General features: G+C 65.4%; 13 protein-coding genes. 7 read left to right on the top strand and 6 right to left on the bottom strand.

Going from position 1 to position 13,442, the window contains the following annotated elements; translation table 11 throughout:
* Positions 1-131: 131 nt before the first annotated feature.
* The 3 genes from ACFYOW_RS34735 to ACFYOW_RS34725 all read left to right on the top strand — a co-directional run bounded on the left by ACFYOW_RS34735 (position 132) and on the right by ACFYOW_RS34725 (position 2,458).
* The gene (locus tag ACFYOW_RS34735; protein WP_387294298.1) at positions 132-977 is read left to right on the top strand and encodes a polyphosphate kinase 2 family protein; all 846 of its coding nucleotides are present in this window, start codon (positions 132-134) and stop codon (positions 975-977) included.
* Positions 978-1,103: 126 nt separating this feature from the next.
* The gene (locus ACFYOW_RS34730; RefSeq protein ID WP_387294297.1) at positions 1,104-1,895 is read left to right on the top strand and encodes a DsbA family protein; all 792 of its coding nucleotides are present in this window, start codon (positions 1,104-1,106) and stop codon (positions 1,893-1,895) included.
* Positions 1,892-2,458 carry a vitamin K epoxide reductase family protein gene (locus ACFYOW_RS34725; protein WP_387294296.1) on the top strand — a complete coding sequence of 189 codons (567 nt, stop codon included), beginning with the start codon at positions 1,892-1,894 and terminating at the stop codon, positions 2,456-2,458. Before ACFYOW_RS34730 ends, ACFYOW_RS34725 begins: the two co-directional genes overlap by 4 nt.
* On the opposite strand, the gene ACFYOW_RS34720 is transcribed toward ACFYOW_RS34725, so the two are convergent.
* A complete protein-coding gene (locus ACFYOW_RS34720) occupies positions 2,455-3,573 on the bottom strand; it encodes a S1C family serine protease (protein WP_387294295.1) in 1,119 nt (372 codons plus the stop codon). The two genes, ACFYOW_RS34725 and ACFYOW_RS34720, sit on opposite strands and share 4 nt — an antisense overlap.
* Before the next feature lie 185 nt (positions 3,574-3,758).
* Between ACFYOW_RS34720 and ACFYOW_RS34715 the strand changes: the two genes are divergently transcribed.
* Positions 3,759-4,811: an NAD(P)-dependent alcohol dehydrogenase gene (locus tag ACFYOW_RS34715; protein ID WP_387294294.1), complete on the top strand. Its 1,053-nt coding sequence runs from the start codon at positions 3,759-3,761 to the stop codon at positions 4,809-4,811.
* A 46-nt stretch (positions 4,812-4,857) separates the two neighbouring features.
* Positions 4,858-6,060 carry an AI-2E family transporter gene (locus tag ACFYOW_RS34710; protein ID WP_387294293.1) on the top strand — a complete coding sequence of 401 codons (1,203 nt, stop codon included), beginning with the start codon at positions 4,858-4,860 and terminating at the stop codon, positions 6,058-6,060.
* Here ACFYOW_RS34710 and ACFYOW_RS34705 read toward each other — a convergent pair whose 3' ends face one another.
* On the bottom strand, positions 6,061-7,344 hold the full coding sequence (locus tag ACFYOW_RS34705) for a hypothetical protein (protein WP_387294292.1): 1,284 nt from the start codon (positions 7,342-7,344) through the stop codon (positions 6,061-6,063). It abuts the gene before it with no gap.
* 133 nt (positions 7,345-7,477) lie between these two features.
* Between ACFYOW_RS34705 and ACFYOW_RS34700 the strand changes: the two genes are divergently transcribed.
* Both ACFYOW_RS34700 and ACFYOW_RS34695 read left to right on the top strand, forming a co-directional pair.
* Entirely contained in the window at positions 7,478-8,044 is a 567-nt protein-coding gene (locus ACFYOW_RS34700) for a TetR/AcrR family transcriptional regulator (protein WP_387294291.1), read from the top strand.
* Positions 8,045-8,226: 182 nt separating this feature from the next.
* Positions 8,227-8,958, top strand: a complete 732-nt coding sequence (locus ACFYOW_RS34695) for a ZIP family metal transporter (RefSeq protein ID WP_387294290.1) — start codon at positions 8,227-8,229, stop codon at positions 8,956-8,958.
* Here the strand turns inward: ACFYOW_RS34695 and ACFYOW_RS34690 are convergent.
* The 4 genes from ACFYOW_RS34690 to metE all read right to left on the bottom strand — a co-directional run bounded on the left by ACFYOW_RS34690 (position 8,955) and on the right by metE (position 13,316).
* Positions 8,955-9,875, bottom strand: a complete 921-nt coding sequence (locus ACFYOW_RS34690; RefSeq protein ID WP_387294289.1) for a TIGR03619 family F420-dependent LLM class oxidoreductase — start codon at positions 9,873-9,875, stop codon at positions 8,955-8,957. The two genes, ACFYOW_RS34695 and ACFYOW_RS34690, sit on opposite strands and share 4 nt — an antisense overlap.
* Positions 9,876-9,914: 39 nt before the next feature.
* A complete protein-coding gene (locus tag ACFYOW_RS34685) occupies positions 9,915-10,481 on the bottom strand; it encodes a TetR/AcrR family transcriptional regulator (protein ID WP_387294288.1) in 567 nt (188 codons plus the stop codon).
* Positions 10,481-10,900 carry a VOC family protein gene (locus ACFYOW_RS34680; RefSeq protein WP_040696382.1) on the bottom strand — a complete coding sequence of 140 codons (420 nt, stop codon included), beginning with the start codon at positions 10,898-10,900 and terminating at the stop codon, positions 10,481-10,483. The genes ACFYOW_RS34685 and ACFYOW_RS34680 overlap by 1 nt, the downstream gene beginning before the upstream one ends.
* Positions 10,901-11,009: 109 nt before the next feature.
* A complete protein-coding gene (gene metE, locus ACFYOW_RS34675; protein ID WP_387294464.1) occupies positions 11,010-13,316 on the bottom strand; it encodes a 5-methyltetrahydropteroyltriglutamate--homocysteine S-methyltransferase in 2,307 nt (768 codons plus the stop codon).
* Positions 13,317-13,442 lie beyond the last annotated feature (126 nt).

The following is a 13,442-nucleotide window of genomic DNA, read 5'->3' as shown; positions in this document are numbered from 1 at the left end:
CTCGCGTCCGAGTCGTCGAAGCGCATGCGACGAAGTCGCGAGTCTCGACGACTCGGACGCGAGACACCAGGGGGCCGCGAACCCGCCGCGCCGAAGGCGCGGCAAATCAAACAGAGCCATAAGATACATCGATGGCGAAGAAATGGTCTCTGTCGCCCATCGAGGTCCTGCGGGCCGATGGTTTGCGCATCGCTGATCTCGACGCCTCCGGCACGCCCGGATTCAAAGGTGACAAGAAACAGGCTCAGAAGCTGCTCATCGAACGTGCCGGCGTGCTCTCGGATCTGCAGGAGAAGCTCTACGCCAACGGCCGTTCCGGCGATACCCGCAGCGTGCTGCTGGTGCTGCAGGGGATGGATACCGCAGGCAAGGGCGGTATCGTCCGCCACGTCATCGGTTCGGTGGATCCGTCCGGCGTCGACCACGCCTCTTTCGGTGTTCCGACCGAGGAGGAGAAGAGCCACCACTACCTGTGGCGCATCCGCAAGGCACTGCCGCGCGCCGGCCAGCTCGGCGTCTTCGACCGCTCGCACTACGAGGATGTATTGGTCGTACGGGTGCACAATCTGGTGCCGCGGGAGGTCTGGGAACCGCGCTACGGCGAGATCAACGCCTTCGAGCGGGAACTGGTCGACCAGGGCACCACGCTGGTGAAGGTCGCCATGTTCGTCTCCCTCGACGTGCAGAAGAAGCGGCTGCGAGAACGGCTGGACCGGCCGGATAAATACTGGAAGTTCAATCCCGCCGATATCGACGAGCGCGGCTACTGGCCCGCCTATCAAGAGGCCTACCAGGTCATGCTGGACCGAACGTCGACCGACTACGCCCCATGGCATGTGCTCCCGGCCGACCACAAGTGGTTCGCCCGCCTCGCGGTCACCGAACTGCTGATCGACGCACTCGACGGGCTGAAACTCGACTGGCCACCAGCCTTGTTCGATGTCGAGGAGCAGCAGCGCCGCCTCGCCGAAGCCTGACCAAGGTTTCTCTCAGGTTGACCACGGATGATGTGGCCGTGCCCGTCCACGCCCCAGGGGAGTTCCGGATCTACCATCGTGGCGGCAGGTAACCGGCAGGCAAGCGAAAGGCGTGGTGAACGCACGGTGAGCAATAAACCGGGTGGTAAAACGAATCCGCTCGCGGCGGCGGAGCGCGCCGACCGCAACCGCAAGATCCTGATCCAGGTGGGTGTGGCCGTCGTGCTGGTCGGGCTCATCGCGGCCATCGGCATCGGTATCGCGGTGAAGAACGCGAACAAGAACGATCTGGGCGCCACCCCGTCCATCGCCGCCACCGTGAGCCAGCTGCCCAATGGCGCCACCGCGACCATCACCGACAACGGTGCGGTCCGCATCGGCAAGCCGGATGCGAAGGTGACCGTCCGGGTCGTCGCCGACCTGCAGTGCCCGGCCTGCAGGGCCTTCGAGGCCGCCAACGCCCAGGTCATCAAGGACGCCGTCGACAATGGCACGGCCATCGTCGAATACAACATCATCTCGTTCCTGGACAAGGCCTCGACCACGAAGTACTCCTCGCGCGCGGCCAATGCGGCGTATTGCGTCGCCGAGGCGGATCCGTCGAAGTACCTCGGCTGGTTGGCCACCATGTACGAGCAGCAGCCCGCGGAGGGCAGTGCGGGTCTGACCGATGACCAGCTGATCACCATCGCGAAGGGCGCAGGCCTTCCGGATTCGGTCGGGCAGTGCATCAAGGACAACAGCTACAACAAGTACATCAGCGCCAAGACCAAGGATGTGCTGAACAGCGGAGTCCAGTCCACACCGACGGTCTTCGTCAACGGCACCCAGGTGAACAGCCAGGACCTCGCCTTGTCGAACGGTCAGTTCAAGCCCGACGCGATGGCAGCGGTCATCGCGGCAGCCGCGGCCAAGTGAACAACACCTCTTCCAGGGCCGCCTGGGTGTTGCTGATCGGCGGGCTGGCCGGGTGGCTCGCCTCGGTCACGCTCACCATCGAGCGGTTCAAGCTGTTCACCGATCCGAACTACCGGCCCTCGTGCAGCATCAACCCGATCCTGTCCTGCGGCAGCGTGATGACCACCGAACAGGCCGCCAAATTCGGATTTCCCAATCCGATCATCGGCATCGTCGGATTCTCGGTGGTGGTCACCCTCGCGGTGCTCGCGGTCGCCAATGTGCGCTTTCCGCGCTGGATCTGGGTCGGGCTGTGGGCGGGGACCGTGCTCGGCACGGTCTTCATCTGCTGGCTGATCTTCCAGAGCCTGTACCGGATCGGCGCGCTGTGCCCGTACTGCATGGTGGTGTGGGCGATCATCACGCCGCTGCTCGCGGTGGCCACCGAGCAGGTGTGGGGTGGTGCGCGCGGGCCGATGCGGATCGTCGTCGAGTGGCGGTGGACGTTCGTCGCGGTTTTCTACGCCGTGGTGCTGCTGCTGATCTTCCTGAAGTTCCAGGATTACTGGCTGTCGCTGGTCTAGTTCGGTGTGCCCAGCGCGAGCACCACGGTGATCGTGCGCTGTGCTCCGCCTGCGCCGAGGACATCCAGCGCAACGGTGTCATCCGGCTTGTGCACATTGATCGCGGCCCGCAGCGCCTTCGCGGTGGTGATGTCACGGCCGTCGATCGAGGTGATGACATCGCCCTCGACGAGCCCGGCGGCGTAGGCCGGAAATCCGTACAGCGCGACATCGATCTTCGCCCCGCTCGGTTTCGCGTCGGAGATCAGTACGCCGAGCGTCGCGGTCGGCCCGATGTGCACAGTTTCGGTGGGCGTGCCGGAACGGATCTGGCCCACCACCCGCATCGCGGTGTCGATCGGCACCGCATAGCCGTTCGGGGTGCGCCCGACCTCGCGTGAGGTCTCCCCGGACGCGGCGGTGATCACGCCGACCACCGTGCCACCGGGATCGGCGAGCGCACCGCCGGACTGTCCCGCGGTGACCGGCGCCGCGATCTCCACCATCCCGGTCAGCGATTTGCGGGTCAGATCGGAGGCATTGAGCGCGACGATCGTGCTGTTCAGATCGGTGATATTGCCCTGGATCGAGGTCGGTGTGCCGCCCGCGCCGCCCGCATTGCCGATGGCGAGCACATCCTCGTGCACGCGCAGCTCGGCGGAACGGCCGATGCGTGCGATCGTCAGATCAGTGGCACCGGTGAGTTCCAGCAGCGCGATATCCGCACCGGCGTCGTAGCCGAGCACCGTCGCGTCGTAGATGATGCCGTTGCCGACATCGGTGACCGTCACCGTTTCGGCCCCCTTGACCACATGATGGCTGGTCAGCACCTGTCCGTCAGTGGTCAGCACGATCCCGGTTCCGGCCGCGCCGACTCCGAACGGCCGCGCGGACGTGCTGATATTCACCAGCGCCGGTTCGACGGCATGGGCGACCGCCACCGGGTCCAGCGGCGGCAGCGGCTCGAGCAAGGCGGGCGGGGAGTTGTCCGCACCCGAGGACGGCGACCAGTCGGGCAGTTCACCGCGGAAACCGAAGAATGCGGCCACGGCGAGCAGGAAGGCCACGAACAGCGCCAACGCACGCCCGCCACCGGCTCGCTGCCGCTCGGGCGCGCGGTATCGCTCGTCGTCCATGCCGCTCTCCCGCCTCCGGCTGGGCCTTTGACCAATTCCATTGTGGCCGGAGATCGTTATTCGGCGATGCGTTTGGCAAACCTCCGCTGCGGCGGTAGGCATGTACGCATGAGTGAACGCAGTGAGCGAATCATGTCGCAGCGCGCAACGCGCATGCCGAAGCCGAGCGCCAGCGAGGCGCAGGCATGAGCGTTGCTGCTGCGTATGCGATGTCCGCGCCCGATGGGCAATTCGAGAAGCTCACGATCGAGCGACGCGAGCTCGGACCGCGCGATGTGCTGATAGATGTCAAATACGCGGGCATCTGCCACTCCGACATCCACACCGCCCGCGACGAATGGGGCGGCGCCAAATACCCGTGCGTCCCCGGCCACGAGATCGCGGGCATTGTCGCCGCGGTCGGTCCGGAGGTGACCAAGCATCGGGTCGGCGATCGGGTCGGCGTCGGCTGCATGGTCGATTCCTGCGGCGTGTGCGGTCCCTGTCTGGCCAATGAGGAGCAGTACTGCGATAACGGGGCCACCATGACCTACAACACCGGGGTGGACTCGTCCATCCAGCCGGGTGGGTACACGATGGGCGGCTATTCGACCCAGGTCGTGGTGACCGAGAACTTCGTGCTGTCGATTCCGGAGGGCATCGGACTCGATGTGGCGGCCCCGCTACTGTGCGCGGGCATCACGCTGTTCTCCCCGCTGCGGCACTGGAATGCGGGACCGGGTAAGAAGGTCGCGATCATCGGCATGGGTGGACTCGGGCACGTCGGGGTGAAGATCGCCGCGGCGATGGGGGCCGAGGTCACCGTGCTGAGCCATTCGCTCAGCAAGCAGGACGACGGCAAACGCTTCGGCGCGCACCACTACTACGCGACCGGCGATAAGCAAACCTTCCGCGAGCTGCGCAACCGCTTCGATCTGATCCTCAATACGGTCTCGGCCGATCTGCCGATCAACGATTATCTGCGCCTGCTGAAGCTGGACGGCACCCTGGTGATCCTCGGCCTGCCCGAGAACCCGTTGAGCGTGAAGCCTTTCACCATCACCGGATATCGACGGGCGCTGGCCGGCTCGATGATCGGCGGTATCGCGCAGACCCAGGAGATGCTGAACTTCTGTGCCCAACACGGGATCGGCGCGGAGATCGAGCTGATCTCGGCCGACGAGATCGATGGCGCCTACGACCGGGTCGTCGCCAGTGATGTGCGGTACCGGTTCGTGATCGACACCGCAACGATCTAGTCCGTGTCGCTGCGCCGATTTGTCGCCGGTTCGCTAGCTTGGCGATGTGTCTGCGGATGAAGAGCAATCCCCGCCCGCCGAAACGGCGGTGGTCACCGCCGATGTGACCGCGGGGCCGCCGCCGTGGCTGTTGCGAGCGTTCCTGCTCGCGGCGGCGACGGTGGCCGGGTTGGTATGCGGCTTCTGGGTTCTGCAGAAATTGCAGGGTTTCCTGCTGGTGCTGCTGGTTTCGCTGTTCCTTGCCTTCGCCATCGAGCCCGCGGTGAATTGGCTTGCCGCGCGCGGTGTCCGGCGCGGGCTGGCGACCGGGGTGGTGTTCCTGGTGCTGGCCGTCGGCACCGTCGCATTCGTGTGGACGCTCGGCGCGCTGCTGGTCGATCAGGTCACCACCCTGGTCAAGAACGCGCCCGAAAACGCGGATCAGGCCGTCGACTGGGTCAATCGCACCTTCAAGACGAATCTGTCCAGCAACGATCTGCGCAAGTATCTCGGGGAGTGGAGTTCCACCATCGACCGCTATCTGGTCGGGCTGGCGGGGAATGCCTGGGGTGTCGGCACCGCGGCGATCGGCGTGATCTTCCAGTCCCTCGGTGTGCTGTTGTTCACCTACTACTTCGCCGCCGACGGACCGCGCTTCCGCAATGCGGTCTGCTCGCTGCTGCCGCCGCACCGCCAGCGACATGTATTGCGCGCCTGGGATATCGCCGTCGACAAGACCGGCGGCTATATCTATTCGCGCGGACTGCTCGCACTGTGCTCGACGATCGCGCACTATGTCGCACTGCGTATCCTCGATGTGCCGTCCGCATTCGCCCTCGCGCTGTGGGTCGGCGTTGTCTCGCAGTTCATTCCGACCGTCGGTACCTATCTCGCCGGTGCGCTGCCGGTGCTCGTCGCGCTGGTGCACGGTCCGTCCACCGCGCTGTGGATTCTGGGCTTCATCGTGGTGTACCAGCAGTTCGAAAACTATGTGCTGCAACCGAGAATCACCGCGACCACGCTGGATATGCATCCGGCCGTGGCATTCGGCGCGGTCATAGCGGGTGCGGCGATACTCGGGCCGACCGGCGCGCTACTGGCGATTCCGGTGACCGCGACGGTGCAGGCGTTCGCGGGCGCCTACATCCGTCGCTATGAGGTCGAGGCGGACAGCGATACCGAAAAGCCCGAGCGACCGCCGAAGAAACAACGAAAGTGGACGCGTCAGTTGATCATTCGCCTCAGCGGCAGTGGTCGACCACCGGAGTGATCATCCGATCCGCTGTAGTGCATCGATCAGTGCCGAGCTGACCTTGCCGAGCTGGGCGCGGCTGTGCAGGACGGTGTCGTACTCGACCTGGATGGTCAGGCGGCCGCCGATGGTGAAGACGGTGAGCTTCGGCGGCATGCCGGGGCCCATGGCGTAGACGTCGTCGCGAATGTGGCGGATGCCGTCCGGGATCGGATGTTCCCGCAGGCGACCGATATTGGAGATGGCAACGGTCGGCGAGGCCGCGAGGACCGCAGCGGTCGCCTCGTCCTGGACGCGCTGCGAGGCGAGTAGGAATATGGGGGCTTCCCGCTGCTTCAGTGCGGCCGCCATGCCCTCGGCCACCTCGTGTGCGATCTCGATCGGTCCCGTGTTCTCGGCGACGAGCGCGAAGGTGCCCGCGCCGGAAGCGCAATTCAGCATCGTGTGCGCGGGCAGGTTCAGCTCGGATCGCACGTCCACCGCGTGGCCGCAGAATACCGGGAGCGCTCCCGTCGCGGGTTCGAGTTGGGAGCGGAATGCGACGAGTGCGGCGCCGCTGAGCAGGCTGTTGAGCGAAAGCCCGTGCGCGCGAGCGGCGTCGACCAGCTGCTGGGTTTCCTTGGTATCCAGTTCGATGCGGTGTACAGCGAACCGGCCAAGTGGATCGTCGCCGATCCCGTCGATCGGTAAGGTGCGCGGGGCCGATTCCGGATCCATCGTCGCGGCCACGGCGCGGACTTGGTCGAGCCACCCGGCAATCTCCGCATCCGAGACGACCGCGGCGAGTCGGGTATCGGCGGCCTCGGGCAATTCCCGAGCGGAATCCGACTGTGGCAGTGCGGTTCCCGTCGCATGTGCGGTGTAGCGCTGCCACATCTGCGCGAGCAGTGCGAAAGCGGATCTGCCATCGGCGATTCCGTGATGGATGACCAGGACGATCTGATCACGGTCACCGTCGCGGAGCAGATGCGCGCGGAACAGGCCGTCCCGCCAATCCCGCGGGCCGTTGACCAGGTTCAGGTATTCGACTTCACCGCCATCGGCGATTTCGAGGCGCGGCCGGTAGGCGTCGTCCCGGCGGAAATACAGCGTGCCGTCGGCGTCAGCCACCGGCTTGCTGCGCAGCAGCGGATGGTCGGCCGCCAGTTCGTCGAGTACCCGACGCAGGATCTCGACATCCAGCAGGCCGTGCACGGTGGATCCGATGAACAACGGCATATCGCCGGTCGGCACGCTGCCGAGATGGGTTTCGGAGCCGAAATAGATGAGTTCGAAGGGAGAAAGCGGTCGCTGGTCGGTCATTGGTCGTCTCGTACTTCCGTGTGGCGGAGCGGGCTACGATCCTCAACATACAGATGTTTCAAACAATTGTCACAAACGAACGTTTGAAACATTCGTCACAAACAGTTGTATTCCGCGCTGATAGGGTGCGAGGGTGGGAACCCGAGAAGATCTGCTCGCCGCGGCCAAGCAGTGCCTGGCCGAACGCGGATACGCGCGCACCACCGTGCGGGATATCGTGGCCGCCTCCGGCACCAATCTGGCCGCCATCAACTACCACTTCGGCACCCGCGACAAGCTGCTCAACCAGGCGATGATGGAATCGAGCGCGGATGCGGTCCAGCAAATTCTGGATTCGCTCCCCGCCCGCGACGCCGCGGCTCCGGCCGCGCGACTGCAGGACTTTTTACAGCAGCTGATCACCTCGTTCACCGAGGATCACGCCCTCTGGACCGCCAATGGCGAAAGTCTGGCCCAGGCACTGCACTCCCCCGAACTGCGTGCCGAACTGGGCTCTGCCCAGCAACGGGCGCGCACCGAACTATCCGACTTCTTCGGCCCGGCCGCGCAGGATGCTCGACTCGGCGCCCTCCTGCAAACCATGATCGGCGGGCTGCTGATTCAACACCTGGTCGACCCCGAACACGCCCCGACCGCTACCGACATCACCGCAGCTCTGCGCACTCTCGCCACCCTGCTACCGACTGACGGCGGGACATAGCCGCCGCATCGTCGCCGCGGGGTGCTTCCGGGCGGGTCCCGCTGCGCTCCGCAGGACGTATCGCGCTCGGCGCGCTTTAGCGGCCGCTGCCGGTGCCGTGGACCTGCAGCATCGCGAACAGGCAGCGAACTTACTGCGCGGATATCGCTTCGCGGCGGCGGCGGGTGACAGATGCTGGATCGATGGCGATTCTGCTTGCGCTGGTATCGATGTGCTCGACGCTGATCGGCGGGCTGGTGGCGGTGCGGATCGGCGACCGCAAACATCTGGTGCTGGGGCTGGCGGCGGGCGTCATGTTGGGTGTGGTGTTCTTCGACCTGCTGCCGGAGGCATTGGAGCAGTCGGGTGACAGCGTGCTCGGTGTCCCGGCGGCACTCATCGCAACCGTGGCCGGCTTTCTCACCATCCACGTCATCGAGCGCGCCGTCGCCATCCACACCGGCCACGAAGGTGAATTCGGTTCGCACAAGCACGGTTTCGAATCCGTCGGATTGGTCGCGGCGGCCGGGCTGATCTTCCACAGCACCCTCGACGGTCTCGGCATCGGATTGGGTTTCCAAGCCGGAGCGACCGTCGGCATCGCGGTCGCCATCGCCGTCATCTGTCACGACTTCGCCGACGGCTTCAACACTTTCACCATCACCACGCTGTACGGCTCCGCCCACAGACGCGCATTGACCCTGCTCGCCCTGGATGCCATCGCCCCGGTGGTCGGTGCGGTAATCGGCACCCTCGTCCGGGTGCCCGCCGGGACCATCGGCCTCTACCTCGGCTACTTCGCCGGTTTCCTGCTCTACCTGGCCACCGCCGACATCCTCCCCGAGGCCCACGCCGAACACCCGTCCCGGCTGACCCTCGCCTGCACTGTCACCGGCGCGACATTCATGCTCGTCGTGGCTGTGCTCAGCGGCTAACCAAGCTCCGGCAGCACCTCTCGAGCCACCCAGGCCATGGCGTCGGCGAATGCGGGACCAGGTACCGGCAGCCAGATCGAGCAGGCATGAAGCCCGGCTTCGTGTAGGGCTCCCAGTTCGTCGACAATGCTTGCGGCCGTCGGCTGCCCGCCACCGAGCAGCCGACCTGGATCGCGGCTGATGGCAGTGAACCCGGGTGGGACCACGAAGGCCACCGAGGTCAGTCGCGGTTGCCGCTCGATGCCGGATGCTTCGGCGAGTTCGGTGAGCCGCGTGCGGATGTGGCGCAGTTCGGCGGGATCGGCGACCGAACCGTGCCATGCGCTACCGAAACGCAGGGCTCTGCGCAGCGCGGCATCGCTCTGCCCGCCGACCCATACCGGTGGTCCACCAGACGTACGCGGCGCGATACCGATCCGCGGCTCGGACTCACCCCGCCACAACGATGTCAGCACTTCCAGATGCTCGTCGGCGCGCTTGCCGCGGTCCCCGAACGGCACCCCGACCGCATCGAATTCCGCACGGTCCCAGCCTGTTCCGACGCCGAGCGTGAACCGCCCACGCGACAGCCGGTCGAGCGTCGCGGTCTGATGGGCCAGTACGACCGGGTTGTACAGCGGCAGGATCAGCACGCTGGTCGCGATACCGATGCGCGAGGTCGCACCCGCGATGGCCGACAGCATGATCAGCGGCTCATGCGTGACACCAAGGTCACCAGCGAGCACATGACTCCCGGCGACTATGTGGTCGAAGCCCAATTGCTCTGCGGTACGGGCAGTTTCGACGACGTCGTCGAGTTCACCGGCATTGTCGGGCCATAACCGATGCGGGGCGAGGCCGAGTCGAAGGGCATTGCTGGCTGTTTCTCCCGAGGGCATGGCGCTGGCTCCCGATTCCGGTGTCCTGACAGAGGTCATCAGATCAACACCAACAGCCTGCCCGCACATTCCGGCCGGTCAGCGCGTGATCGCGCGCAACACGGCATCGACCGACTGGTCGGCTAGCGGTTCGGTGAGCGGCAGATGGCCGAAGAGGGCGCGGTAGTAGATCGGGGCGGCGACCGCGTCGAGGACGTAATCGATATCGATACCCGGGTCGATCTCGCCTCGGTGGATGGCCGATTCCAGAGCACTCGCGGTGGTTCGCCTGCGTGGTTCGAATACCGTCGCCAGGAAGTGGGCGCGTAGATCCGGGTCGTTGGCGAGATCCGCCACCAGGGCGGGTAGTACGTGGTTCAGCGAGGTATCACGTAGTGCGGCAACCAGATTGCGCATGGCGATGGTCAGGTCGGCACGCAGGTCGCCGGTGTTCGGCGTTGGTTGCAAACCCAGCAGGTCGGCGACGACATCGACGACGAGGTGGCGTTTGGAGGCCCAGCGGCGGTAGATCGCCGGCCGGTGCACGCCCGCTCTGGCCGCTACCTGGCCAATGGACAACTCGGCGTAACCGTTCTCGTCCAACAGCTCTCGCGCTGCGGCGAGCACCGCGGTATCGATGCGGTCTTCGCGCGTGCGTCCCGGCATCAGAACACCGGACGCGGCATCAGGACGACGCGCCAGCCGTCCGGATCCGGAAAGGTCAAGCCGCCGTTGGCCGCCCAATACGGATTCTCGGCGGGCACCGGCTCCACCCCGAATTCACCGAGGCGCTGTGCCACGTCGTACATCTGGGTTTCGGTCGAAAAGTAGAGCACCAGCAGGTTTTCCGCGCTCGGCGCATCGCCGGGACTGCCGTCCACGTGGGTGGTGAACTCCAGGTGATATCCGGTCCCCGGCAATCCGAGCATCACGCCGTCGTAGCCCGCGTGATTTTCGAATCGGTAGAGCTCGCGCAGTCCCAACCCCTCGACGTAGAACCGCACGACCTCTACCAACCGATCGGTGGGCCTGGCAATTCGAACCTGGGCCACCGGCAACGACTCGGGCCATGTCTGCTCAGCCATATCCCAACGATACGGTACGTACTGTACCGATTCGATATGGCATCCATCACCCGAGCCGCAAAAGGCCGCCGCCACGTCCGAGACATGGCGGCGGCCTTCGTCTTCGGTACTACTCCGTCGGCGCTGCCCGCCGACGAACGCGGCGCGCGGCCGCGACCATATTGCGCAGCGAGGGCTCCAGCTGCCAGTAGTGCCGGGTCTTGAGTCCACCGTCCGGATTCGCCCACAGGCGTTCGGGACTGATGGCTTCGGCTGCGGCCGTGAGCAATTCGTCGAGCTCATCGATATCCGGGATCCGCGCCGAACGGCTCTCGTAGACACCGGGACCGACGCCGTGACTCAGGCCGTGACCCGATACGGAGTCCTCCTTGAGCGCCTTCAACACCCATTCGATCGAGCGGGTCGCCACGATCGCGGTGACATCGGCATCGAGCTCCTCGATCGCGTCGACCACCTCGGTGCGACCGGAATAGCCGATATGCGTGTGGATCTGGGTCTCCGGCTTGACGCCGGAGGTGGCCAGGCGGAATGCCCCGACCGCCCACCGCAGATATTCGGCGCGCCCCTGCGGACGCATGGGTAGCAACTCGCGAATGGCGGGCTCGTCGACCTGGATGATCGAGATCCCGGCCCGTTCCAGATCCACGACCTCATCGCGAATGGCCAGCGCGACCTGATCAGCGGTCTCGAACAGCGGCTGATCCTGGCGCACGAACGAACGCGCGATCATCGTGACCGGACCGGTGACCATGCCCTTGACCGGCTTATCGGTCAGCGACTGGGCATAGCTGATCCACTCGACCGACATCGGCGCGGGCCGCGAAACGTCACCGTAGATGATCGGCGGTCGCACACAACGGGATCCGTACACCTGGACCCAGCCGAAGTGGGTGGTCGCGAAGCCGTCGAGCAGCTCGGCGAAGTACTGGATCATGTCGTTGCGCTCGTGCTCACCATGCACGAGCACATCGAGGCCGATGTCCTCCTGCAGGCGGATCGTGGCCTCGATCTCGGCCTCGATCTTCTTGCGGTATTCGTCGTAGGACAGTTTGCCCTGGCCGAGGTCGTAGCGGGCCTGGCGAATCCTGGTCGTCTGTGGGAAGGAACCCAGCGTGGTCGCAGGCACCGGCGGCAGATTCAGCTTGCGCTGCTGAGCTTCGCGGCGCACCTCGTACGGTTCGCGCGAGCGCATATCGGGCGTGATCGCGTAAACCCGTTGCCGCACCGCGTGTTTCTGCTTGAAGTGCACCTCGGTGGGCCGCTTGCGCCACTTGTCCGAGGGCCCCTCGGTGAGCGCCTTGGCGAGCGAAACCACCTCGCCGACCTTCTGCCGCGCGAACGCGAGACGGTCGGCGACATTGCCCTCGATCTCGTATTCGGCGAGCACGTCGTAGGGCACGTGCAGCAGTGTCGTGCCGGTGGACACCACGAGATCGGGGCACACCTCGGCCAGCCCGTTGAGGTATTCCAGCGTCACGTAGCGATCCGCGCGCCACACATTGAGACCGCTGATCACGCCCGCGTACAGGCGCTTGCGCCGAATGCCGGGAATCTCCGCGAGCTCTTCCGGCTGAATCCGGTAGGAGGCCAGATCCAATCCGATGGCCTCGACATTGGTTTCGGCCAGAATGCGCAGTGCCTCACCGAAATCGCCGTACTGCCCGGTGACCAGCATGCGCGGACGCAGCGCCGAGGTCGAAAGTCGTTGGTAGGCACGCTTGAACGCGGCCAGCTCTGCCGGAGTGCGCTCACTGGTGAAGCACGGCTCATCGAGCTGCACACAAGTGGACCCGCGCTTGGCGAGGATCTCGAACAACTCCTCGTACACCGGCAGCAGCTTGTCCAACAGGCTGAGGGTGTCGAAACCGCCTGCCTCACCGGGGATATGGCCCGCCTTGGACAGCAGCAGCAGCGACACCGGACCCACCACCACCGGACGCAGCTCGATATCAGCGGCCTTGGCGCGATCCCATTCGTCGAGCAAAGCCTCGGGGTGCAGCGAGAATTCGGTGTTCTCGTCGAGTTCGGGCTGGCGGTAGTGGTAATTCGTTCCGAAGAACCGCACCAGCTCCAGCGGCGGCAGATCCGGGCGACCGCGTGCCATCAGGAAGTAGAAGTCAAGCGGGTGCAGCTCGTCCTGGTAGGGCTTGAACCGCGCGGGCACCGCACCGAACAGCAGCGCATTGTCGAGAATGTGGTCGTAGAAGGAGAAGGTATTGCCGGGCACCTGGGTCAGACCGGTGGCGGCCAGCCCGTTGTATTGCCGCTCCTGGATATCGCGCCCGACCGCGAGCAGCTCGTCGCGGGAGATCCCACCACGCCAATAGCCCTCGAGGGCCCGCTTGAGTTCCCGGTGCGGCCCGATCCTCGGGTAGCCGAGAATGCTCGACCCGTATCCGTCGGTGACATTGACCATGAGCGGGGTACTCCCTTGCTGTGTCGAATTTGCCGCGCCTTCGGCGCGGCGTGTTCGCGGCCCCCTGGTGTCTCGCGTCCGAGCCGTCGAGACTCGCGCCTGCGGCGCATGCGCTTCGACGACTCG

Source organism: Nocardia sp. NPDC006982 (genome assembly GCF_042869435.1).
Classification (GTDB): Bacteria; Actinomycetota; Actinomycetes; order Mycobacteriales; family Mycobacteriaceae; genus Nocardia.
The sequence above is the reverse complement of the archived record's forward strand: the minus strand, read 5'-3'. Positions and strand labels throughout refer to the sequence as shown.